Origin of the sequence: Halopseudomonas formosensis, from assembly GCF_900115905.1 — a bacterium.
Lineage (GTDB): Bacteria > Pseudomonadota > Gammaproteobacteria > Pseudomonadales > Pseudomonadaceae > Halopseudomonas > Halopseudomonas formosensis.
Genome location: NZ_FOYD01000003.1, coordinates 166,365 through 188,983 on the forward strand (window position 1 = coordinate 166,365; position 22,619 = coordinate 188,983).

Annotated in this window: 25 protein-coding genes and 4 tRNA genes; 11 read left to right on the forward strand and 18 right to left on the reverse strand. The window is 62.7% G+C overall.

The genetic code is table 11. The features are described 5' to 3' along the window. Positions 1 to 39 precede the first annotated feature (39 nt). Complete coding sequence (gene ku, locus BM046_RS06075) at positions 40 to 882, reverse strand: non-homologous end joining protein Ku (RefSeq protein WP_090538026.1); 843 nt, start codon at positions 880 to 882, stop codon at positions 40 to 42. A gap of 197 nt (positions 883 to 1,079) precedes the next feature. Here ku and BM046_RS06080 point away from each other — a divergent pair, with 197 nt between their 5' ends. The 8 genes from BM046_RS06080 to BM046_RS06115 all read left to right on the forward strand — a co-directional run bounded on the left by BM046_RS06080 (position 1,080) and on the right by BM046_RS06115 (position 6,892). Next, entirely contained in the window at positions 1,080 to 1,292 is a 213-nt protein-coding gene (locus tag BM046_RS06080; protein ID WP_090538028.1) for a hypothetical protein, read from the forward strand. A gap of 20 nt (positions 1,293 to 1,312) precedes the next feature. Then, positions 1,313 to 2,479 (forward strand): zinc-dependent alcohol dehydrogenase, encoded by a 1,167-nt coding sequence (locus BM046_RS06085; RefSeq protein WP_090538030.1) that lies wholly within the window; start codon positions 1,313 to 1,315, stop codon positions 2,477 to 2,479. A gap of 20 nt (positions 2,480 to 2,499) precedes the next feature. Beyond that, complete coding sequence (locus tag BM046_RS06090; RefSeq protein WP_090538032.1) at positions 2,500 to 2,874, forward strand: Rho termination factor N-terminal domain-containing protein; 375 nt, start codon at positions 2,500 to 2,502, stop codon at positions 2,872 to 2,874. Positions 2,875 to 2,888: 14 nt separating this feature from the next. Continuing rightward, positions 2,889 to 3,158 carry a YgaP-like transmembrane domain gene (locus BM046_RS06095; protein WP_090538034.1) on the forward strand — a complete coding sequence of 90 codons (270 nt, stop codon included), beginning with the start codon at positions 2,889 to 2,891 and terminating at the stop codon, positions 3,156 to 3,158. 15 nt (positions 3,159 to 3,173) lie between these two features. Next, positions 3,174 to 4,289, forward strand: a complete 1,116-nt coding sequence (locus tag BM046_RS06100) for a DUF3182 family protein (protein WP_090538036.1) — start codon at positions 3,174 to 3,176, stop codon at positions 4,287 to 4,289. Next, a complete protein-coding gene (locus BM046_RS06105) occupies positions 4,265 to 5,014 on the forward strand; it encodes an alpha/beta hydrolase family protein (protein WP_090538038.1) in 750 nt (249 codons plus the stop codon). Before BM046_RS06100 ends, BM046_RS06105 begins: the two co-directional genes overlap by 25 nt. Before the next feature lie 81 nt (positions 5,015 to 5,095). Continuing rightward, positions 5,096 to 5,773 (forward strand): DUF4142 domain-containing protein, encoded by a 678-nt coding sequence (locus BM046_RS06110; RefSeq protein WP_235818579.1) that lies wholly within the window; start codon positions 5,096 to 5,098, stop codon positions 5,771 to 5,773. Positions 5,774 to 5,965: 192 nt separating this feature from the next. Beyond that, positions 5,966 to 6,892 (forward strand): LysO family transporter, encoded by a 927-nt coding sequence (locus tag BM046_RS06115; RefSeq protein WP_090538041.1) that lies wholly within the window; start codon positions 5,966 to 5,968, stop codon positions 6,890 to 6,892. Positions 6,893 to 7,030: 138 nt separating this feature from the next. Here BM046_RS06115 and darG read toward each other — a convergent pair whose 3' ends face one another. From darG to BM046_RS06140, 5 genes are all read right to left on the reverse strand, one after another. Further along, positions 7,031 to 8,107, reverse strand: coding sequence for a type II toxin-antitoxin system antitoxin DNA ADP-ribosyl glycohydrolase DarG (gene darG / locus BM046_RS06120; protein ID WP_090538043.1), 1,077 nt, complete (start codon positions 8,105 to 8,107; stop codon positions 7,031 to 7,033). Between the two features lie 21 nt (positions 8,108 to 8,128). After that, complete coding sequence (gene darT, locus BM046_RS06125) at positions 8,129 to 8,773, reverse strand: type II toxin-antitoxin system toxin DNA ADP-ribosyl transferase DarT (protein WP_218150004.1); 645 nt, start codon at positions 8,771 to 8,773, stop codon at positions 8,129 to 8,131. A gap of 249 nt (positions 8,774 to 9,022) precedes the next feature. Then, positions 9,023 to 9,433: an OB-fold protein gene (locus BM046_RS06130; RefSeq protein ID WP_177197803.1), complete on the reverse strand. Its 411-nt coding sequence runs from the start codon at positions 9,431 to 9,433 to the stop codon at positions 9,023 to 9,025. 8 nt (positions 9,434 to 9,441) lie between these two features. Continuing rightward, positions 9,442 to 11,223, reverse strand: coding sequence for a SulP family inorganic anion transporter (locus tag BM046_RS06135; protein ID WP_090538049.1), 1,782 nt, complete (start codon positions 11,221 to 11,223; stop codon positions 9,442 to 9,444). An 8-nt stretch (positions 11,224 to 11,231) separates the two neighbouring features. Next, positions 11,232 to 12,275, reverse strand: coding sequence for an MBL fold metallo-hydrolase (locus BM046_RS06140; protein ID WP_090538052.1), 1,044 nt, complete (start codon positions 12,273 to 12,275; stop codon positions 11,232 to 11,234). Between the two features lie 108 nt (positions 12,276 to 12,383). Between BM046_RS06140 and BM046_RS06145 the strand changes: the two genes are divergently transcribed. Both BM046_RS06145 and ftsH read left to right on the forward strand, forming a co-directional pair. Beyond that, entirely contained in the window at positions 12,384 to 13,034 is a 651-nt protein-coding gene (locus BM046_RS06145) for a peroxiredoxin (protein WP_090538054.1), read from the forward strand. Between the two features lie 169 nt (positions 13,035 to 13,203). Continuing rightward, positions 13,204 to 15,024, forward strand: a complete 1,821-nt coding sequence (gene ftsH / locus BM046_RS06150; protein ID WP_090538056.1) for an ATP-dependent zinc metalloprotease FtsH — start codon at positions 13,204 to 13,206, stop codon at positions 15,022 to 15,024. A 118-nt stretch (positions 15,025 to 15,142) separates the two neighbouring features. Here ftsH and BM046_RS06155 read toward each other — a convergent pair. From BM046_RS06155 to BM046_RS06170, 4 genes are all read right to left on the reverse strand, one after another. Next, positions 15,143 to 15,219: transfer RNA gene (locus BM046_RS06155), tRNA-Asp, on the reverse strand. Between the two features lie 13 nt (positions 15,220 to 15,232). Continuing rightward, positions 15,233 to 15,308, reverse strand: a tRNA-Val gene (locus BM046_RS06160). A 220-nt stretch (positions 15,309 to 15,528) separates the two neighbouring features. Then, positions 15,529 to 15,605 (reverse strand) — tRNA-Asp (locus tag BM046_RS06165). Positions 15,606 to 15,618: 13 nt separating this feature from the next. Further along, positions 15,619 to 15,694: transfer RNA gene (locus BM046_RS06170), tRNA-Val, on the reverse strand. A gap of 185 nt (positions 15,695 to 15,879) precedes the next feature. On the opposite strand from BM046_RS06170, the gene rdgC reads away from it, so the two are divergent. After that, a complete protein-coding gene (gene rdgC, locus BM046_RS06175) occupies positions 15,880 to 16,797 on the forward strand; it encodes a recombination-associated protein RdgC (protein ID WP_090538058.1) in 918 nt (305 codons plus the stop codon). Positions 16,798 to 17,107: 310 nt separating this feature from the next. Here rdgC and bamD read toward each other — a convergent pair whose 3' ends face one another. The 8 genes from bamD to gspH are packed head-to-tail and all read right to left on the reverse strand — an operon-like array spanning position 17,108 to position 22,615. Next, a complete protein-coding gene (gene bamD, locus BM046_RS06180; protein WP_177197804.1) occupies positions 17,108 to 17,752 on the reverse strand; it encodes an outer membrane protein assembly factor BamD in 645 nt (214 codons plus the stop codon). Positions 17,753 to 17,769: 17 nt separating this feature from the next. Continuing rightward, complete coding sequence (locus tag BM046_RS06185) at positions 17,770 to 18,525, reverse strand: type II secretion system protein N (protein ID WP_090538062.1); 756 nt, start codon at positions 18,523 to 18,525, stop codon at positions 17,770 to 17,772. Further along, complete coding sequence (gspM, locus tag BM046_RS06190; RefSeq protein WP_090538064.1) at positions 18,525 to 19,007, reverse strand: type II secretion system protein GspM; 483 nt, start codon at positions 19,005 to 19,007, stop codon at positions 18,525 to 18,527. The genes BM046_RS06185 and gspM overlap by 1 nt, the downstream gene beginning before the upstream one ends. Beyond that, positions 19,004 to 20,233 carry a type II secretion system protein GspL gene (gene gspL, locus BM046_RS06195; RefSeq protein ID WP_177197805.1) on the reverse strand — a complete coding sequence of 410 codons (1,230 nt, stop codon included), beginning with the start codon at positions 20,231 to 20,233 and terminating at the stop codon, positions 19,004 to 19,006. The genes gspM and gspL overlap by 4 nt, the downstream gene beginning before the upstream one ends. A gap of 16 nt (positions 20,234 to 20,249) precedes the next feature. Next, positions 20,250 to 21,026: a type II secretion system protein GspK gene (locus tag BM046_RS06200; RefSeq protein ID WP_177197806.1), complete on the reverse strand. Its 777-nt coding sequence runs from the start codon at positions 21,024 to 21,026 to the stop codon at positions 20,250 to 20,252. 29 nt (positions 21,027 to 21,055) lie between these two features. Further along, positions 21,056 to 21,688, reverse strand: coding sequence for a type II secretion system minor pseudopilin GspJ (gspJ, locus tag BM046_RS06205; protein ID WP_090538071.1), 633 nt, complete (start codon positions 21,686 to 21,688; stop codon positions 21,056 to 21,058). Further along, the gene (gene gspI / locus BM046_RS06210; protein WP_090538073.1) at positions 21,685 to 22,083 is read right to left on the reverse strand and encodes a type II secretion system minor pseudopilin GspI; all 399 of its coding nucleotides are present in this window, start codon (positions 22,081 to 22,083) and stop codon (positions 21,685 to 21,687) included. Before gspI ends, gspJ begins: the two co-directional genes overlap by 4 nt. Then, positions 22,064 to 22,615, reverse strand: coding sequence for a type II secretion system minor pseudopilin GspH (gene gspH, locus BM046_RS06215; protein WP_143084161.1), 552 nt, complete (start codon positions 22,613 to 22,615; stop codon positions 22,064 to 22,066). Before gspH ends, gspI begins: the two co-directional genes overlap by 20 nt. Positions 22,616 to 22,619 lie beyond the last annotated feature (4 nt).

Genomic DNA, 22,619 nt, shown 5'->3' on the forward strand with positions numbered 1-22,619 from the left:
CAGTTCACTCGATAACGGGGGTGCGACGCAGCGGCGTTATCAGGCCTTGGCCCGCTTGCCACCTTTGCTGCTGCCGCCACTCTTGCCTTTGGCCTTGCCACCCAGACTGCGCTTGAGCAGCTCGGTAAGATCGACCACGTCCGCGGTCTGGCGTTCTTCGTCCGCCTCTTCGGTCTCCACCGCCTCGATCTCGCCCGCCTCGGCCTTCTGGTCGACCAGAGCCATGATCTGCTCCTCGAAATTGTTGTGGTAATCCCCCGGTTCCCAGCCAGTGGCCATGTCCTCGACCAGGCGCTTGGCCATGTCGAGTTCCTTCTTGGTCAGTTCCGGCTTGCGCACCTCGTCCTTCAGATCCAGATAGTCCACGCCGCGCACTTCGGAGGGCCAGCGCAGCATGATCAGCGCCAGTGCATCCTCCAGCGGCATCAGAGCAGCCAGACTCTGCTTGGTGCGCACCACCACATGGGCCAGGGCCACCTTGCCGGTGCTGATCAGGGTCTCGCGCAGCAGCGCGTAAACCTTCTCGCCCCGCCGGTCCGGGCTCAGGAAATAGGGCTTGTAGATGTTCAGCAGCGGAATGTCCGCGCTGTCGAGGAAGGCGAAGATATCGATGGTCTGCGTCGCCTTGGGCAGGGCCGCCTTGATCTCCTCCTCACTGATGATGACGTAGCGCCCTTTTTCGTAGGCGATACCCTTGACGATATGCTCGGGCGCCACCTCCTTGCCGGTGGTCTTGTTGATGCGCTTGTACCCCACCGGGTCCATGCTGCGCTCATCCAGCCAGTCGAAATCGATGCCGCTGCTGGTGGTCGCCGAAACCAGTGAAACGGGAATATGCACCTGTCCGAAGCTGATGGCGCCCTTCCAGATTGCCCGTGCCATGACAGACCTCCCAGACGATGACGGAACAGGGCCCAGGCCCTTGTCTACGGATGACCCGGCCCGCTGGGCAAAAGTTCAGGCCCGCCGCAGCCTGCCGGCGCAGACAACGGAAAAAACAATGAACCCCGACCCACGTATCGATGGTCAGATCAGATATGACCACCGGCCAGGGAGGGCACTGTCCGGGAGCTACGCCCATGCACGAAAAACGCTTTCTCGTCAGTTTCATCGTTGATGATCAGCCCACCACCATCGAGGTCAACAGCACAGGTGACGACCTCACCCCCGAGCAGGCCCGGGCGCATATCGAAGCCCACCCGGCTGTGAATGCTGGCGGTCGCATCAGCGATATCCGCATCACCCCCATCCTGCATCCGGACTCCGAGCCGGGACACAACTACCAGCCCTGATCCAGCCAGAGGAGTAACGCATGCGCGCACTTACTTACCACGGCAGTCATGATGTCCGCGTCGAAACGGTACCGGATCCGACCATTCTGGAGGATGACGACATCATTCTGCGGGTCACCTCCACGGCCATCTGCGGCTCCGACCTGCACCTGTATCGCGGTTCCATTCCGCAGGTGAAGGAGGGTGACATCTTCGGCCACGAATTCCTCGGCGAAGTGGTGGCAACCGGCAGGGGCGTAACCGCTGTGAGCAAGGGCGAGCGGGTCATAGTGCCCTTCGTGATCGCCTGCGGCAGCTGCTTCTTCTGCAACATGGACCTGCACGCCGCCTGCGAGACCACCAACCCCGGACGAGGCGCGATTCTGAACAAGAAGCAGATCCCCTCCGGGGCTGCCCTGTTCGGCTACAGCCACCTGTATGGCGGCGTCCCTGGCGGGCAGGCGGAGTATGTGCGGGTGCCGAAGGCCAATGCGGGCCCCTTCCGTTTTCCCCAGGAGCTGGATGACGAAAAGGTGTTGTTCATGACCGATATCCTGCCTACCGGTTATCAGGCGGTGGTCAACGCCGGCGTACGGCCGGGCAGCTCGCTGGCCATCTTCGGCGCCGGCCCGGTGGGGCTGATGTCCGCCGCCTGTGCACGTCTGCTGGGGGCCGAGGATATCTACATGGTCGATGACGACGAGCACCGCCTGGAGTTCGCCGCCCGTACCTACGGGGTCATACCGATCAATTTCAACCAGTACGACGACCCGGCCCACGCAATCATCGAGCAGACCCCGGGTTACCGCGGCGTTGATGCGGCCATCGACGCTGTGGGTTTCGAGGCCAAGGGCAGCACCACCGAAACCGTCCTCAAGAACCTCAAGCTCGAAGGCAGCATCGGCAAGGCCCTGCGTCAGTGCATAGCCGTCGTACGCCGAGGCGGCACGGTCAGCGTGCCCGGGGTATACGCCGGCTTCATCCACGGATTCCTGTTCGGAGACGCCTTCGACAAGGGGCTGACCTTCAAGATGGGTCAGACCCATGTACACCCGCTGCTGCCGACACTGCTGGAACACATAGTACGCGGCGAACTGCACCCGGACGTGATCATCAGTCATCGCATGTCACTGGAGCAGGCCGCCGACGGTTACCGCATGTTCGACCGCAAGGAACAGAACTGCCGCAAGGTCATTCTCCGCCCCTGACCTCCAGAGGAGACACCGCCATGCCACAGGGCGATAAAGACAAGTACACCGACAAGCAGAAACGCAAGGCCGAACACATCGAGAAAAGCTACGAGCGCAAGGGCGTATCCGGCAAGGAGGCGGAAGCCCGCGCCTGGGCCACGGTCAACAAGCAGTCCGGAGGGGGCAACCGCAGCGGCGGCTCCGGGCAGAAGAAGTCGTCACAGGCCAAGTCTGCCGACCGCAGCGATTCGGCCAGGCAGGCCGCAGCGACCCGCCAGAGCGGATCGCGCTCGGCATCCCTGGCTGACCAGACCAAGGAGCAGCTGATGAAGAAAGCCCGGGCGCAGAACATCCGCGGCCGCTCGACCATGCGCAAGCAGGAGCTGATTTCCGTCCTGCGCCGCAGCAACTGAGGGAGGCAACAACCATGTACCGCGCCATGCGTGATCTGGTCAAACCACCTACCCACAATGTCACCTCAACCGAGAAGTGGCTGTCCATCGGCGGCGGTCTGCTGCTGATCGGCAAGGGGCTGCGCCGTCCGGGACCACTGGGCTGGGCGCATCTGGCCGTAGGCGCCGTCACCGTGTTCCGCGGTGTGCGTGGCTATTGCCCGGCCAAGCAGAAACTGCAGGAGGCGCGCCAGCAGCGTCTGGCTTCCCTGCCCCGCCCGCCGGCAACCACAGGTCGCCGCTGAAGCGGCGCCTGCGACATGGCCGACCCGCCTGCCGCCCCCGTGCGCGGCGTACTCTTGCTGCGCACGGGGGCGGCCTGTGCCGAGCACGAGCGCGTGGTGCAGCATCAACTGGCGCAATCCCTGGCTCAGGTGCTGCGCCTGCCCTTTCTCGGCGCGGCCAGCATGCTGCCGAACAGCACCAGCTGCTATCTCATCCCGGACGCCACCCTGATCGCGCCGCAACCCGGGATAGCCACCGAGCTGGATCTGTATGGCGCAGTGGTCAGCCATCCCTTCGTCGCTGGCAAGGCGATTTCCCATCCCCTGGTGGACAGCAACGCCACCGCTCCGCAGGGCTGGAGCAGCGAGTTCATTGCACGTGCCGCGGGGGCAGTATTGCCCGGCTACAGTGCCTTCGACCGGCGTGACGCCCTGCGCGCCGGCCGACTGCTTCTGCCAGCCGGGCCGCTGCGGGCCAAACTGGTGGAGGGTCGGGCCGGTCGGGGGCAGTGCGTACTGCACGATGAACGGCAACTGCAGGCCTGGCTGGATGAGCTGCCCGATGATCTGCTCCGCGAGCAGGGGGTGGTACTCGAGCAGAATCTCACACAGGTCAGCACCTACAGCGTCGGTCAGCTGCGGGTCGGGCCCTGGTGTCTGAGCTACTTCGGGCAGCAGCGCCTGACCACCGCCAACGACGGCGCGACCGTCTACGGAGGGTCGGACCTGTGGCTGGTGCGCGGCGGCTACAGCTGCCTGGGGGACCATTTCCAATCGCCACTGATTCGCCTGGCAATCGCCAAGACCCGCTGCTACGAGGAGGCGGCCGAGGTCAGCTTCAAGCCCTTCATCGCCTCGCGGCGCAACTGTGATGTAGCCATTGGGCTGGCACCCACGGGACAGCAGGTGATGGGAGTGCTGGAACAGTCCTGGCGCATCGGCGGCGCCAGCAGCGCGGAGATCCAGGCCCTGCTGGCCTTTGCCGCCGACCCCGACCTGCAGCATCTCTGCGCCAGCAGCTGGGAGCTCTACGGCAAGAATCCCGTTGTACCACCGCAGGGGCGCATCCTCTACCAGGGTAACGACCCCGAGGTCGGACCCATTACCAAAGGAGTCAGCATCAGACCATGGCAGCCACCAGTCACCCCATAGACCTCGAGGTCGACAACGAGACCCTGGCCGGCACCCTGCTGGCCCCTCAGCAGCGCATGCCCGGCATTCTCTTCGTGCATGGCTGGGGCGGCAGCCAGGCGCGGGACATGCAGCGCGGGTGGCACATCGCCGGGCTCGGCTGTGTGTGCCTGACCTTCGACATGCGCGGCCATGAGAAAACCCTGCAGTACCGCCAGTCGGTCACGCGGGAGCAGAACCTGCAGGACATACTGGCCGCCTACAACCGCCTGATCCAGCACCCGGCCACCGACCCGGAGCGCATCGCGGTCATCGGAACCAGCTACGGCGGTTATCTGGCGGCCATCCTGACAGCCCTGCGCCCGGTGCGCTGGCTGGCCATGCGCGTGCCGGCCCTGTACTGGGACGAACAGTGGGACACCCCCAAGCAACAGCTGGAGCGGGCGCGTCTGATGGAGTACCGCAACAGCCGTGTGGCACCTGAGACCAATCGGGCCCTGAGCGCCTGCGCCGCCTTCAGCGGTGACGTGCTGATAGTCGAATCCGAGCATGATGAGCATGTACCCCATGCCACCATCATGAGCTACCGCGCTGCCTTCCAGCGCTCCCATTCCATGACGCACCGCATCATCGACGGCGCCGACCACAGCCTGTCTAGCGAGCGTTGCCAGCAGGCCTACACCGATATCCTGACCAGCTGGGTAAGCGAAATGGTCATCGGCGACCGCATCGGCCATCTGAATTGACGCGCTGGTGCAATTCTGTTTGAACCTTGAAAAACCCAGCGCCTCTATTCAAGTACGTTCATAAGAAAGCAGAGGTGAGACATGCAGAGTTCTAAACCGACGCATCTGAAACTGCTCGCTACCGCCATCATGACGGTTGCCCTGGGCTATGTTGCACAACCGGCCTTCGCTCAGGATCCGGGTGGCAGTGGTACCCCCCAGACCTCGGGCCCGACCGGCACGCCGGCTACCACCGGTGATGGCGGCAGCGCCGATACCACTGGTGCGATCCGCAACGGCGATCAGGTCGATGGCGGCATGGCAGGCACCGACGCCAATCGCGACAGCATCGACGCTGAAGACTTCATCGACGAAGCCTCCGCCAAGGGCGTGGCCGAGATCGAATCAGCCCAGAAGGCGCTGGAACAGTCCCAGAATGATCAGGTTCGCGCCTTCGCCGAACGCATGATCAAGGACCACGCCGCCGCCAACGAGAAGCTGGCCAAGCTGGCAGCGGACAAGGGGCTGGAAGTGTCTGACGAAGCCACCCTGATGGACAAGGCCAAGACCCTGATCCTGCAGGCCCGTGACGGCGAGTCCTTCGACGCCGCCTACGCCAACAATCAGGTCAACGCCCACGAGCAGACCATCGAACTGTTCGAGCGGGCTTCCCGCTCCGAAGACGCCGAGATCGCCGCCTTCGCCCGGGAAACCCTGCCCAAGCTGAAGGAGCACCTGGAAGAAGCACGCAAACTGGTCGAGGCCACGCCGGATACCTGATCCGTCAACGCCTGCGGTAACCAGAAAGGGCTCGCCATGCGAGCCCTTTTGCTTTTCCCGTCCCAGACAGCACTCCCCGGCTACCCTGCGCCCATTACCCACCCGCTGCCGTTGTGCGCTATAGTGCCCCGCTGCATCGAAACGCGATGCCAGCCCGCTGCTTTCCAGCTTCATTTCTGATCGAACTGCTCCGTGTCTGCCCATCTATCCAACATCTTCGCCACCGTACTGCCCATTCTCCTGTCGCTGCTGATCGGCTACCTGACCGGCAAACGACTGCCCAAGCCCGTGGTCACGCCCCTGGTGGGTGCCATTACCCCAGTGGTCTGGGTCATCCTGTTTATCATCGGCATGGAGTCGGGGGCGGCCTTCAGTACGCTGGCGTCAGGCATGCAGGTGCTCAAGCAGTCGGCAATCTACGCCTTCACCCTCAGCGCCGTGGTATTCGTCTGCCTGCTGCCGCTGAACCGAAGCGGAACCGCGCAAACAGAGCGCCTGGGCGGCTGGCATGGACTCTGGCATCCGCTCAAGCAATGCCTGATCGCCTTCGGCCTGGTACTGCTCGGCGCCTTCGCCTGGCGATTGCAATGGCTGGAACATCCGGTCGGCAGCCTGCTGCTCGACATTGCCTGGTGGCTCTATGCGCTGCTGTTTCTGATCGGGATTGATCTGGCCCAGGTCGCCATCAACCGCTCCTGGCTGGCCCTGCGGGTGCTGAAGATCCCGCTGATGGTGATGCTCGCCTCCATGCTCGGCGGCGTACTGCTGAGCTGGATGACCGGCGAACGCCTGCCCGTGGCGCTGGCGCTGAGCACCGGCTTCGGCTGGTTCAGCCTCTCCGGCGCCCTGGCCGGACAGCACCTGGGTGACGCCTACGGCAGCGTCGCCCTGCTCACCGACCTGATGCGCGAGTTGATCGGACTGACAGTGGTGTTCCTGTTGGGCCGCAACTTTGCCAACAGCAGCATCGGCGTCTGCGGCGCCACCGCCATGGACACCACCCTGCCCTTCGTCCGCCAGGCCTGCCACTACCAGCACGTGCCCACCGCCATCATCAGCGGCCTGGTCCTGACCCTGGCGGCGCCCTTCTTCATGCTGTTCTTTCTGAGTCTGGTGTGAGTTGTTGATTTCATCAGCAACAGGCACACGCTCCTGTAATGACCCAGCGGAATTTGCAGGGTGTGTAGTGGTCTGAGGCTCCTGGCGCTATCGGATGATGCAAAGCATGAGCCGCCGTGGCAACCGCTGGGATCATGTTCAGACAGCGGTATGCAACGGTGTCTGCTGCAGGCGATTAAGCGCCAGCTCTAGGGTAGCCAGATCAAACAGCTTCAGCTTACGTTGCGCCCAGCTCTCACCGGCTGGCCACTGACTCACACCCTCTTGCAACGCCTGCGGCTCAGGTGCTACCTGCTCTTCCACCAGCAACCAGTCCACAGTAGACAGCAGCTCAAGCCCGAATGGTGATTCAAACCCATCAATCAGCTTGGATGTCCTCTCCAAGGCCGGTAAGTAAGCACTGGCCTCTGTCTTAAGGTACAGCTCCAAAATTTCGCGCTTGGAATCGTTGAACCAGATGGGGTCCAGTGGATCAGAATCACTGATGCGTTTATCGCTTTTCAAGTAACTCCCATCCAGCGCATCCAGCAAATGGCGCAGACGGTCAGCGTAAGGGCCATAGTTTTTGGCGACAAAGCGCAGATTCAGCGGTTCCAGTCCCTCGGCCTCGATAGCTCGCTCCAGGAACCACGCAAGCTTCTGTATTTCCAACAGACTGCACTCCATACCCATCACCCAATAGCGGCGAACAAGCTCAGCGATCAGGGCACGGGCAGGTGTCAGCTTTTCAACGCCCTTGGCTTTGGCAACATTCTGGTAACGAGCAGTGGGCTCATAAATGATGATTTCCACACCCTCCAAGTCACCCAGGGCCTGCTCGATATGCGGTTTCACTTCATGCCAATTCAGGCCACCATTCCCAGCCCCCAAAGGCGGGATAGCAATGGAGCCAACCTCATGCTCTTCGATAAACCGGCGCAGGTCTGCCAAACCATCGATGATCCACTGCATCTGTGACTTTGCCCGCCAATGCTTCTTGGTCGGGAAGTTGATGATCCAGCGCGGCCCCATGAGCTCGCCAGTTTCGGTGACGAACATACGCCCGACCTGTACCTCATCCGCTTTGCAGGCTTTGGCATAAGCAGCCATGTTGTCGGGGAAGCGATCCTTGAACATCAGTGCGATACCCTTGCCCATCACGCCTACGGTATTGACTGTGTTCACCAGCGCATCAACGTCCGCATCCAGCAGATTACCGGTGGTGTAACTAATCATGCTGTTCTCCAGAATCGCGCCTCAAAAATACCACTGAGGCCTGCAGTGGACACCCAATTGGACACCCGACCTCGCCACCTGCTCCTCCAACTCGCTCTTCACCTGTGACGTGTTGCAAACCACACCCAACAGCGCCTGGAGTGGAGCCTGCCGATAGATCAGCGCCTTTGCCTGGTAACGCTCAACCTTCTCAGGGTCGTTCGGGTCCCGCTTGAAATTGCGCTGTTGCAGCAGAGGCCAGTCGATGAATCTTAAGTCTGCGAGGTCATTATAGTAATTCGCCGTCTGGGTGTACGCATGACGATCCGTGAAGACAAACGGCAAACCCAGCTCTGAGAGCCGATGCAGACTGGAGACCAGAATAACGATATCGGTACTGGGTACCTGAGCCACTCCTCCCCGCCCGGTCAGAATATTGAGAAGCATAGGTGAAAAAGGTGTGAAGTAGAAAGGGACAAAATCGTTAAGCATCCCACCTGGTGGCAACGGTACCACGCGCGAGCCTCGACGGTCGATCAGCTCCTGGTTGCCTATCGTCACCCAGTCCGACGATCGAGCCTGGCTATTCACTGCATGCAGCCCATTGGCCAAAATCCACGGCATATTGCGTCGATGGGTGATCCGCCAGATCAACGCCTTGTCGGGGTTTAGGTTTTTATAGTTCATCAGCAAGCCTATTACGATTCACCTTTCGCAATCGCGGATGACAACACGGGCGGCCGGGGGCGTAGAGGGCTTGCATGGGGTGTCCTTTTACTGCTGCACCAACACGAAACCGCTCGATAAGCGCTGCACCAACGGTCCCTGTCTTCGGTTTTGGCTCTTCATTAATGGCAGGATGATGCTTCAGATTGGCGGCAAAGGGAAGAACCCATGCCGCCCTACCTGACAACCTGAGGTGCAGGCCAGCCACATTCAGTCCGCCGGCACGCAATTGTCCGACATAGGCGTTTTGATAACATCGCCACGCCCGGTACAGATCAGCGTAACCCGCATCCCTGGTGCCAGACGCGCTGCGTAGTCGCTGTACTGTCTGCTCAGCTTGAACTGCGGCTCCATGAACTGATTCACCCCACCGCGCATGGTGATGTAGGGATTGCCGAAAAGGTCTGTATTGATCGAATCGACAACTCCCGTGACCTTGAGGCGTTTACCCTTGTATTTCTGGTCGGCCGCTACGGTGTTGCGATCATAGGCCGAGGCCAGCTGTGCAGCGCTTGCCTCCAGCACCTCCACTTCGCGGGTTGCGCTGCGCTGTGTCTGTGCTTCCTGGCGCACCCCGTCAGAGCCACTGTTTACACTGTCCGGAGTGTCGACCAGGGCCAAGGCCAACGTCAGTCCCAGCCAGGCAAAGCCGAGCACTCGTGCGAGGGTGCTGTGCCCCTTGCCAACCTGGTGGTTTGCGGGTCCAGCGTCCGCAGCGCTTCATACTGGCTCAGGAAAACCTGCCCGCCAAAGCTGTCGAGGAACTGCGAGCGGCGCAGCTGATCCATCACCGGCCCTTTCACTTCTGACAGGTGCAACTGGATACCCGCCTCCCGCAGCCGCTCGCCAATGGTCTGCAGGCTGGCCAGCGCACTGGCATCAATCAGGTTGACGGCCGAGCACATCAGCACCAGGTGGCGCACGCCGGGGTGTTCGCTGACCTGTCTGGCTACCTGGTCTTCCAGATAGCGTGCGTTGGGAAAGTACAGGCTTTCATCCACCCGGATGGACAGCACGCTGGGGCTCTGAATCACCTGATGGCGCTGCACATTGCGAAAGTGCTCGGTGCCCGGCAGCTGGCCGACCACTGCAATGTGCGGCTCGCTGGTGCGCTTGAGAAACAGCAGCAACGACAGGCCGACGCCGAGCAGAATACCGATTTCAACCCCTGCCAGCAGCACTCCCAGCATGGTCACGGCCATGGCCAGCGCGTCAGGGCGGGAATAAGCCCAGGTGCGACGCAGTGCGCCGAGATCGACCAGGCTGAGCACCGCCATGATGATGGTCGCCGCCAGCACCGCGTGGGGCAGGTTATCCAGCAGCGGGGTGAAAAACAGCACGGTCAGGGCAATCCCGACGGCACTGAAGGCACCGGCCATCGGTGTCCGCGCGCCGGCATCATGATTGACCACTGAACGGGCAAAACCGCCGGTTACCGGAAAACCACCGCTCACCGCCGCGGCGACGTTGGCCGCGCCCAGCCCGACCAGCTCCTGATTCGGCTCGACACGCTCCCTGCGCCTGGCAGCCAGGGTCTGGCCGACCGACACCGACTCGACAAAACCGACCAGGCTGATCAGTAAGGCTGCCGGTAGCAGCTGCACGGCCAGGCCGGCATCCAGGGCAGGCAACGCCAGGCCGGGCAGACCAGCGGGGATAGTCCCCACCACGCTGACCCCGGCGTCCGCCAGGCCAAGCAGGCTGACCACCAGTATGGCCAGCAGCAGGGTGAGCACCGGGCCGGTCCGAGCCAGGTGGCCGGCCATGGCCTCGGCGCAGCCCAGACGCTGCAGTGCGGATTTGAAGTGGAAACGCGCCAGATACAGCAGGGCCAGACTGCCCGCGCCTATCAGCAGCGTCGGCAGATGCGTGTCAGGCAAGGCCTGCCACAGGTTCACCAGCATGTTCAGTGCATTGTCGCCGGACACGGAGAGCCCCAGCAGATGGCGCAGCTGGCCAAGGGCGATAAGGATCCCCGAGGCTGAGATAAAGCCCGAGATCACCGGATGACTGAGAAAATTGGCAATGAAACCCAGCTTCAGCGCGGCCATGCCCAGCAGGATGGCGCCGGACATCAGCGCCAGCAGCATGGCGGCGGCGACATAGTCGGCACTGCCCGCGGGGAACAGCGGCTGCAGCGCCGCGGCGGTCATCAGCGAGACCACCGCCACCGGCCCCACGGCCAGGGTGTTACTGGTGCCGAACAGGGTATACAGCAGCAGCGGCAGCATACTGGCATAGAGCCCGGTGATCGGCGGCAACCCGGCGAGCATGGCATAGGCCAGGCTCTGGGGTATCAGCATCAGGGTGACAATAACCGCCGCCAGTGCATCCTGGCTCGCGAGGCTGCGGTTGTAACGTCGCAGCCAGCGGGCGCAGGGTAGCCAGCGGGACAGGTGCTCAGCTGTCATCGGCCCCCTCAAGCCTTGGTCATTCCCATGAGGCCATGACTCAGGCTGGCCACCCGCTCAAAACCGGCTTCCTGCAGAATGGTCACCGCCATTGCCGAACGGCGGCCGGAGCGGCAAAGGGTCACCACCGGCTTGTCGCCGGGCACATCCGCCGTGCGTTCGCGTAGCTGGTCGAGGGGGATATGGATGTCCACCAGCTTGCTGGAGGTGCTGCAATCGGTCGCTTCTTCGGGCAGGCGCACATCCAGCACGGTAACCCGGTCCAGGTGGTTCTGCAGCCAGTCGGCATCCACCTCGGGCACGCCGCCGTAGGTCAGGCGGATATCCGCCCAGTCGGGCACGGCAGGCAGTTTGCCGTCTTCCGGGCAGCCACTGCGCATATTGGCCGGCACCGCTTCGTCAATCAGCTTCGGATGGGGCAGGCGCATGGCGCGCATGAACTCGATGAAATCCGTTTCGCTGGCCCCGGCGCCAACCCGCACGTTGAAGGCTTTTTCTTCACCTATGCTGCTGACGGTGCGGCCGTGGTAATCATGGCCGGGGTACACCAGACAGGCGTCCGGCAGCGTGAACAGCTTGCCGGTGAGGGACTGGTACAGCTTCTCGGCGCTGCCCTGCTGAAAGTCGCTGCGGCCACAGCCGCGGATAAGCAGCGTATCACCGGTGAACACCATGGATTTATCGTCCAGCACGTAGCTCATGCAGCCATTGGTGTGCCCGGGGGTGGCAATGGCACGCAGGACGATGCCGGCAACGCCAAAGGTCTGGCCATTCTCCAGCGGCAGATCCACATGCTCGGCGCCGATGGCTTTGGCCGAGGCAATCCGGCAGCCGGTTTTCTGCTTCAGCAGCCAGGCCGCCGTGACATGGTCGGCGTGGGCGTGGGTATCGACCACCAGCGCCAGTTTCAGTCCCAGCTCGCGGATCAGCGCCAGATCGCGTCCCGCCTGACTGAAAACCGGATCGATCAAAAGTGCCTCGCCATGCTGTTCATCGGCGAGCAGATAGGTGTAGGTGGATGAGGTGGTGTCGAACAGTTGTCGAAAAATCATCTTGCATCCCCGCTGGATATGGATAAAGTCATAGTTCAATGTTGTCTAATTTAGATTACTCTTATATACGTTTCAACTCGCATGTGCGCAGTAATGGGAGAAAGAGAAATGGCACTTCGTATCAATGACACAGTACCCAACCTGGATCTGAAGACCGACCTTGGGAACTTTACCCTGCATGACTTCATTGGCGACAACTGGACCATTCTGTTCAGTCACCCGAAAGATTTCACGCCGGTGTGCACCACCGAGTTCGGTGCGGTTGCGCAGTTGGCTGCAGAATGGGAAAAGCGTAACACCAAGGTTATCGGCCTGTCGGTAGACGGCGTCGATGAGCACGTGGAATGGAAAGCCGACATTGAGAAATATTGCTGTGCGCCGGCCACCTTCCCCATCATCGCCGACGATGACATGAGTGTTGCCAAGGCGCTGGACATGCTGCCGGCTGATGCCTACCTGCCGGACGGCCGCACCGCAGCGGACTCTGCCAGCGTGCGGGTGGTATTTATCTTCAGCCCGGACAAGAAGCTGCAACTGTCCATGACCTACCCGATGTCGGTAGGCCGCAACTTCGCTGAAGTGCTGCGTGCGCTGGACGCGCTGCAGGCTACCTACAAGGTGCCGCTGGCCACGCCGGCCAACTGGGAAGCAGGTCAGGATGTGATCGTTGCCCTGTCCCTGAACGACGACGAGGCCAAAGCCAAATTCGGCGAGATCGACATCAAGCTGCCTTACCTGCGTACCACCAAACAGCCGTAAGGGCTGTCCGGACGCTACTGTCGGGTAATTACGCCCCGCTGGCATCGGAAGGTGCAGCGGGGCGTTTTTTATGCGGCTATCTCTGGCACAATCATGGCAGTCCTATCTATATCAGTGTCGCGGGGGCATTCCCCGGATTCCGCATTCCCAAATCGCCCGGAGCGCAATCATGAATCGTGGTAATCAGATCAACCTTTGGTATGTCCTGTTTGCGGTAATGGGCGTGGTCCTGTTGCGTGACATATGGGTGCAGACACAAACGGTGGAGTCGATCCCCTATAGCCAGTTTGAGAGTTACCTCGAGCGTGATGTGATCGAGAAGGTCGAGATCGGCAGCACCAGCATCAGGGGTACCTTCAAGGTTGCCCAGGACGGCAAGACCGGATTTATCACCACGCCGGTCGCGCCCGACCTGGCCGAGCGCCTGAGTGAAACCGGCGTAACCTATGCCGGCAAGGTGGAAAACACCTGGTTTACCGCGCTGCTGTCCTGGGTGCTGCCGGCCCTGTTCTTTATCGCTATCTGGCTGTTCCTGATCCGGCGCATGAGTGCGAAGTCAGGCATGGGCGGGATGATGTCGATCGGCAAGAGCAAAGCCAGAGTGTATGTCGAGACCGACATCAAGGTGACATTTGATGATGTGGCGGGCGTCGATGAAGCCAAGGCCGAACTTCAGGAAGTGATCGATTTCCTGCGTAACCCCAAGGAATACGGCAGCCTCGGTGCGCGTATGCCCAAGGGGATTCTGCTGGTCGGGCCGCCGGGGACGGGCAAGACCCTGCTGGCGCGTGCGGTCGCAGGTGAGGCGCAGGTGCCCTTCTTCTCTATTTCCGGCTCGGAGTTCGTCGAGATGTTTGTCGGCGTAGGCGCGGCGCGGGTCAGGGACCTGTTCGAGCAGGCCCGCAAGGCAGCCCCGGCCATCATCTTCATTGACGAGCTGGATGCGCTGGGCCGGGCCCGCGGTGCGGCCAATGTGCAGGGCGGCAACGAAGAGCGCGAGCAGACCCTGAACCAGTTGCTGTCCGAGCTGGATGGATTCGATCCGGGTGAGGGCGTGGTGCTGCTATCGGCGACCAACCGTCCGGAAATACTCGACCCGGCCCTGTTGCGTGCTGGGCGCTTCGACCGCCAGGTACTGGTGGACCGGCCTGACCGTGCCGGGCGGGTGCAGATTCTCAAGGTTCACATGAAGAAGGTGCTACTGGCCGACAACATAGCACTGGACGATATTGCCGCGCTGACCACCGGCTTTTCCGGCGCCGACCTGGCCAATCTGGTGAACGAAGCCGCCCTGCTTGCCACCCGCCGGCGTGCCAAGGTGGTGGGCATGGAAGATTTTACCAGTGCGATCGAACGCATCGTCGCCGGCCTGGAAAAACGCAATCGTCTGATCAACCCCCGCGAGCGGGAAATCGTCGCCTACCATGAGATGAGACATGCGCTGGTAAGCATGGCGTTGCCGGGGCTGGATCAGGTGCACAAGGTCTCGATCATTCCGCGTGGCGTGGGTGCGCTGGGCTACACCATTCAGCGTCCTACCGAGGACCGCTTCCTGATGACCGAAGCGGAGCTGCGCAACAAGATAGCCGTGCTGCTGGCCGGGCGTGCCGCCGAGAAACTGGTGTTTGACCATCTTTCCACGGGCGCGGCGGACGACCTGGCGCGGGCCACCGATATTGCCCGTTCCATGGTTGCACGTTACGGCATGGATACGCGTCTGGGCGGGGTCAGTTACGAATACGAGAAGAACAGCTTCCTCGGTGGCAGAACGCCCAGTTACATCGAGCGCAGCTACAGTGAAGCCACCGCCGAGGCGATGGACGCGGCCGTGCGTGAGTTGCTGCAACAGGTGTCGGCCCGGGCGCTGGAGATACTCCAGCACAACCGCGCGATTCTGGAAAAAGCCGCCCAGCGTCTGCTGGAGGTGGAGACACTGGATGAAACCGAACTGGCAGAGCTGACCCAGGGGTTGCAGCCGGCGAGGCAATAGAGGGGAGCAGTCACGTCTTGGTCACAGAGTGAAAATCACTCGCAGGCCAACATCATGAAACCAAGCCTGAAAAACGAAAAAAGCCCTTGGCTTTCAACAAGCTAAGGGCTTTCTAATATGGCGCAGCGGACGGGACTCGAACCCGCGACCCCCGGCGTGACAGGCCGGTATTCTAACCAACTGAACTACCGCTGCGCGTTACCTCGAGTGGTGGGTGGTGACGGGATCGAACCGCCGACCCTCTGCTTGTAAGGCAGATGCTCTCCCAGCTGAGCTAACCACCCTCTCTCGAAGTGAGCGCGCATTCTAATGGGCTTTTCCGATTCTGGCAAGCCGGGTGTGGATGTTCCGCAATACCGTCCTCGACACCTGGCCCCCAATCGTCAGCCGGTCGGCTGGGGTGTCGCCAGACCGAGTGACGTGCACAACAGAGCCGCACAGACTGCGATCACGTCGCCCGGAAACGAAAAAAGCCCTTGAGCGTTAACTCAAGGGCTTTCGATATGGCGCAGCGGACGGGACTCGAACCCGCGACCCCCGGCGTGACAGGCCGGTATTCTAACCAACTGAACTACCGCTGCGCGTTACCTCGAGTGGTGGGTGGTGACGGGATCGAACCGCCGACCCTCTGCTTGTAAGGCAGATGCTCTCCCAGCTGAGCTAACCACCCCTTTACTCTCGAAGTGGGCGCATTCTAGGCAGGTTTCCGTTGTCTGGCAAGACCTTTTGTGAAAAAAATCTCACTCTTTTTCAATATGTTATGCACTCATCGCCGGGGACTGGCTGAAATCCGCGCTGCGCGCAATAATGCCCGCCCGCTTTTTCATCTCCATCCACGCATCACAAGGATCACTCATGTGGTTTCGTAATCTATTGCTCTACCGTTTCAGCCAGCCCGTTCCCTTTACCGAAGCCGAACTGCTCACCGCCCTGGAGCAGCGTCCTGCCCGCCCCTGTGCCAGCCAGGAAACCCATACCCTGGGCTGGACCACGCCGTTCGGCCGTCATTCGGAAAACCTGCTGCAGGTAGCCGAAGGGTACTGGCTGGTGGCAATGCGCAAGGAAGAGCGGATTCTGCCGGGCAGCGTGGTCAAGGACGCCCTGGCCGAGAAGATCGAGGAAATCGAAGCCCGGGATGCGCGCAAGGTGTACAAGAAGGAGCGCGACACGCTCAAGGACGAGATCGTCATGAGTCTGCTGCCCCGTGCCTTCACCCGCAGCCAGACCACCCTGGCGCTGATTGCACCCCAGGAAGGCTGGATCGCCGTGGATACCTCCAGCGCCAAGCGAGCGGAAGATCTGCTCAGCCTGCTGCGTGAAGGCACTGGCAGCCTGCCGGTGCGCCCGATGAACGTCAAGATCGCCCCCGCTGCCTGCATGACCGACTGGGTCAAGGCCGGCCAGGCGCCTGAAGGGCTGATCATTTCCGATGAGTGCGAGCTGCGGGATACCGGCGAAGACGGCGGCGTGATTCGCTGCAAACGTCAGGATCTGTCCAGCGACGAGATCCAGCAGCATCTGGCCGTTGGCAAGCAGGTCAGTCAACTGGCCCTGCACTGGCAGGACAAGGTGTCCTTCACTCTGGATGACAAGCTGAGCGTCAAGCGGCTGCGTTTTGAAGAGTTGCTGCGCGATGAGGCGGACGACCAGGGCGGTGACGATATGGCCGGTCAGCTGGACGCCAGCTTCATCATCATGTCCCGTACGCTGTCCGAATTGCTGCCCGCTCTGACCACCGCGCTGGGCGGTGAAGACATCCCCCAGGGGGTGTGACCAGCGAGTCGTCAATCGACCTGCAGGCTATCCACAGAAGCTGTGGATAACATTGTGGATAGCCTGCTTAAAAGTGCCTCTGGGGCTGATAATTCATGGCCGCAGGTTAAAATGATCAAATTTTAACCTTGCAAAAAGTCCTTATAAATCAGTAGGTTGCGATAAAACACTGATTTGACGCGGGTTTGCAGCGGGTTCAGCGGAACGGCGAGCGGCGACTTGCTCCGCTTGTGCACAATGTCAAGGGCAAATATCTCACAAAGGGCAAAAAAAGCCCTTGCCACATGCACCCTGATGGGGCACGTGGATGCTACCAGGCGGTGCCCGGGGGCACGTTCTCGTCTTCATCTCCAGTACGCGCTTCCAGCCAGTTGCCGGCCTGGCGCGCGGCCCCGCTGAGGGGGTAGTGACGCATTATGTATTGCATGCGCGCCTGCGCCGTGCTGCGGTCACCGGCATTGGCCGCCGCCTGCGCCAGGCGCAATTCGGCACTGGCCATTTCATCGAGCAGGGTATTGAGCCGTGGCCCCACTTCGGTGCGGTATTCGGAATCAGGATAGGTGCGGGCGAATTCGGCGTAGCGGGCATGGGCTGCACGACCTTCGCGCAGACGCGCGGTATCGTCCTCGGTCAGCTCGAAGCGCAACTGCTGGGTCAAAGCCAGCAGATAGGCCGAATAATCCGGGTGCGGCGGATCGCGGTGGCGCTTGCTGTAGTCAGCGAGCAACTGCTCGACCGCCTCCAGCTCGCCCCGCTGCAGGCAGACATAGGCAGCCTCCTGGTCCAGCTCCGGCATGTTCTGGTTCCGCAACCCTGTTACCAGCCCCTCGTCACAGCGCCCGAGGGCAATCTTGGCCCGCACATCCGCCAGCTCGCTGTCATTACCCGGCTGGGAGGCCATGCCGGCGCAACCGGCCAGGCCAGCAAGCACGACCATCATCACCATCAAACGCATCGAATATCTCCAAATTGTCATTGCAGCTGTGCCCGCCAGCGGATCCAGCCCTGATTATCTGCCCGGCCCAGCAGGCCCAGCCCGCTGGCCAGGGCCGGTTCGGCATCCGCCCGGGCCTGCAGTTGCGCGTTGATCTTCATAGGCTGTCCTGGGCGCCAGCGCGCGTCCCCGCGCAGTCCCAGCGGTCCCCCCTGATCCTGCAGGCGCAGCAGCAGCCAGCCATCGGCCTGATCCAACTCGGCCGTCAGATGGCCGAAGGGCATGGCCCGGGGCAGGCCACCGGCCGCCTCCTGCCAGACCAGCCGGCCTTGGGCACCGGATACGTGCTCCAGATTCTCCAGCGCCAGCTCAGGCACATCCAGCAGCCATTTTCCGCCGAGGGCGAAGGGCGCATTGTGGATGATCGCCATGCTGGACGCATCCAGTTCACCGCTGATGTTGTGCAGGCTCAGAGCACCGGGGCTGACGCGCAGCTGCGCCAGCACCTGGCCGTTGCGCGGCTGCCACTGCAGCTCCAGACCTATGGCGCCGCTCAGCAGCATTCCGGGACGCCAGCGCCAGTCCAGACGGCCCTGATTGATGCCATCCACCACCAGCTGACCGGCCTGGCCGGACCAGAGCGTGCCGGTCAGGCCATGGATGGTCACCGGCACTGGCAGACGGGGCTGCAACTGTTTCCAGACCACTGCGGCGGGCAGTGTCCAGATGAGCGTCAGCAGATACAGCAGCAGACCACAGATCAGGGTTTTCTTCAGGTTCCAGCGAATCCTCATCAGCGCGGCTCCACCTTGATTCGGGCGGTCACGGTACCGGGGGCATTGCCCGCGTCCACTGCCAGCTGACTGACCTGCAGACCATGGCGCTGCTCCAGATCCCCCAGCCAGGCCATCAGTTTGTCGAACCCGGTTTCGGTAAGCCACAGCCGTGCGCCCTGGCCTTCGGGCTGCACGCGCTCCAGAGCCTGATGCAGCCCGGCACTGCGCGCCGACACCTCCACCAGGGTCAGTACCGAGCCGCCGCTGGCAGCCGCTGGCTGACTGCTCTGCTGCGCGCCGCGGCGCTTGACCTGACCGGCGACCTGCTGCATCCAGGCCAGATCCGCGGACAGGGCACCGATATCGGCGCGAACCTCGGCACGCTGCCGGGCCAGTGGCTCCCAGATCGCCAGGTAAAGGACCACCAGCAGCAACACCACGCCACCACAGGCAAGAATGATACGTTCACGCGGGGCCAGTCCCGCCCACCAGGCATTCATGACGGATTCCTCTGTATGCGCAGTCGTGCGGTTACCCCTTCCCCATCGGAGTCAGCGCCCTGCAGGGATTCGCTCAGCCCGGCGCTGGCCGCCAACTGGCTGCGCAGTTTTTCCAACTCGGCAAAGGACGGCAGACTCAGCTCCAGCTCCAACTCCGCAGGGGTGGCGCGGAACTGCAGAATCTTCGCCGATCCTTCGGCCGCCACCGCGGCCAGCGCATCATGCAACAGCACGCCCATGCCGTCCGCTGCAGCCTGGCCACTGGCCCCCTCCAACACCTGACGGAACTGGGTGACCGGGTCCACCCGCCGGCTTCTGGGCAGGGTCTCGTCGAACAACTGGTCGATCTGTGCCTGCAGCCGGTCCCGTTCCTTGTTCAGCGTCACGGTCTGTATGCCCTGCTGGGCGATCAATACTGCGAGCAGTACCCCGGCAGCCACCAGCGCCGGGCGCAGCTTGCGCCAGGGCGGTGCGGCCATGCCGCTGCTGTAGCCGCCAGTCAGCAGATTGAGCGATCTGGCCGGTTGCAGACTGGCAAGCAGCGCCGCTTCCAGGCTGGCCGGGACGGCGGTGTCCACCTCGCAGTCGGCGTCAATCCCCAGCTGCTCCGGCGTCAGGCCGATCAGCTGCACCCGTCGCTGGTCCTCGTCCAGCTGACCCAGGCGCTGTTTCAGCCAGAAGCCGAGCAGTTCCTGTTCGATGAGTACCGGCTCCTGATCGACGCTGGTGACCAGCACCGTGGATTGCCCGTTCGGCCATGGCGAGGGCTGGATGCGCAGCCCCCGCTCCGGCGTCTGATCCTGATGCAGACTGCCCTGGGGCAACATGGCGTCGGCGCGCCAGCCGGCCGCCTCGACCAGCTGCATCCATTCCTGCATGCAGCGGTGCTCGGTTACCGCTGCCACATAGCGACCATCGGCCCGGCGGGGACCGGCTACCAGATGCAATTCCTCCAGCTCCTGGCCGAGCTGATCCTCCAGCGCAAAGGGCAGCGCCGCACGGGCTGCCGATGCCCGGCGTACCGGGATGGAAACCCGATACAGACTGGTGGCGGTGGCCGGGGCCAGCAGCCGCAGTCGCTCCGCCGGGTAGCGTCTGCGCAGGGCCGGCAAGTCATCCTGCCCTGACTCCAGCAGGCCCCCCTCCCGCCCGAGGCGCCACCAGTACAGCGGGGGTGACTCCAGTCCTGCAGCGAGGAGCGGCTCCGGTAATAGCACTATCAGCATGGTGTGATCCGTCTGTTCATGGCTCGCAGGCCGTCTGTTCTCTGAGCACCACCTTTCCATTGGGTGCGTCCAATAATGTGCACTGGTAGAAGCGTCGATTGGCAAAGTGCGCGACCACCTGCAGGCGCATGTACCAGGCTGCGTCACCACCCAGCTGGCGGTCGGAGAATACTTCCTGTATCAGCTTGGGGCTGCGCTCCAGATCGATCGGACTGGCACTGCCCGGGTAGGCTGTCACGTAGGGCGCCAGAGCCTGCCAGGCTTCCGCGGTCATGCCGGCCACGCTGTTGATTTCCGAAGCGGTAACCATGGGCCGGTTACCCGATACCCGGGCCGGGTTCTCCAGCCGATATACGGGATCATCGCTTTCCGCATCCATCCAGTCCGCCACCGCCAGCGCCAGCTGGGCGCCCGGGGGCATGCGCACGCCACTTTCCTGGGATACCCGGTCGACCAGCCGGGCAAAATCGGCAAGCTCCGCTTCCTGTCCTCCGCCCAGGGCGTTGAGGTTGTAACGACAGCGCATGTCATCCAGAAAAGCCTCAAGCCGCACCCCGTCAACCTCGAAGGGCAGCACCGGCGAGCGGCAGGTATCCCACACCAGATCCTCCGGCCCATCGGCCCGCTCCAGCATCTGCAGCACCATGTTCTCCGCCCCGCGCGCGACCTGACGGGAAAAGTCCCGCTCGAATACTGCGCTGGTCCGGCGAATATCCGCCTGCCCGCGCACCGCCATGGCGACCGCAGCCACCACCGCCAGGGCCATGACCAGCAGAGCTGTGATCAGCGCCACGCCGCGCTGCCGCTGTGGTCCGCACCGCCTCATAAACCTACCGCCATCAGCCGCCGGATTTCCCCCAGACCGGGGATGTCCAGCACCAGCTCGACTGCCATCGGCAAGCCGCCCGCCTCGGGATCGGCATCCGCCGGCGGCCAGGCATCCACCCGGTCCAGACCGGCCTGGGTCCGCACAATGAAATGGAAGGCACTGTCCATTCCCAGCCGCTGGTCCTCGGCCACCAGGTCGGCAAAGGGGCGAACCCGCATGCTCTCGGGATCGACAATATCCACACCCGGCCACAGGCGGCGTTCCAGCCCGCGCTCGGTAATCTGCCAGGCGGTGCGTCGCAGGCGCTGATCGCCCCCGGCACCGGCCCTCACCAGCTCCAATAACTGATGTTCACCGCCGGCGCGCAATCTGAGCGGCGGCAGCGGATCACCGAACTCGTCACGCACCCGCACATCCACCACCTGGGCCAGATCCCGCTCGAGCACACTCAGGGTCACCTGCAGATCGGCCAGCCGCTGGGCCTGCTCCCGGGTGATGTGATCGGCATCCAGCACGGCCCGCAATCCCTGGTAGGCCACCATGCTCATGACCGCGAACACGGCCATGGCAATCAGCATCTCCAGCAGGGTGAACCCGCCCTGCCGCTTCCGCTCGGATCGGATCATGGCAGCAGAAACCCGGATACATTGGCCCGCTGCGCCTGCTCGCCCTCTTCGGCCAGCCACAGGCGGATGTCCACACGTTTGACCGCTGGCAGAGGAAAAGGCGTGGTGGCGGTGTAATCGCTCATCTGAACGCGGAAGCCGAACCTGTAGGGCCCCATGCTGATGTCCCCGGTACGGCCGCCTTCGGCAACGACGCGCATGCCGGTCTGGAATTCGGTCAGCAGGTTCTGGCCGGCCCAGTGGGCCAGGGTACGCTCCTGCAGATAGGCGGAGTTGCGCGCATGGTCGGCGCCGGTCTTGACCAGCGCCGCCAGGGCCACGGCCAGCACGGTCAGCGCCACCAGCACTTCGAGCAGGGTAAACCCCCGCTGCCGGTCAGCCCTGCGGCGTCGCATCCCGCACCTCCACGCGCCCCTCCAGGGTCACCTCTATCTCGCGGCGCAATTCGCTCCCCGCCACCCGCAGGGTAATGACCGCCGGCGTCATCTCACCGGTATTGCCCAGACGGATATGCGGTTCCCAGCCACGGGTCTGGGGCAAGGCAGTGTACTGGCCATCCAGCTCCAGCTGGACCTCGATCAGATCCTGTGGGAAACGGCGCGGCCCCAGCTGCGGGTCCTCCAGTGCATGCCACTCGCGGGTATTGTCATCCAGCACCATGAGCTCGAGGAAACTGTAGCCATCGCGGCGCAGCCCCAGCGCCCGGTCCGATTCGCCGGTGATCAGCAACTCGTCCCGCGCCAGTCGCAGGGTCATGGCCAGGCGTTCGGTTTCGCTGCGCAACTGTCGTTCTGCGCCATCGCCGATCGACAGTGACGCCAGACCAGCCACAACGCCGATCAACACCATGACCACCAGCAGCTCCATCAGGGTGAAACCCTGCTGGGCCGGCCGGCAACCGGGATGGCGGAACTGCGCTGCGGCCACTGTG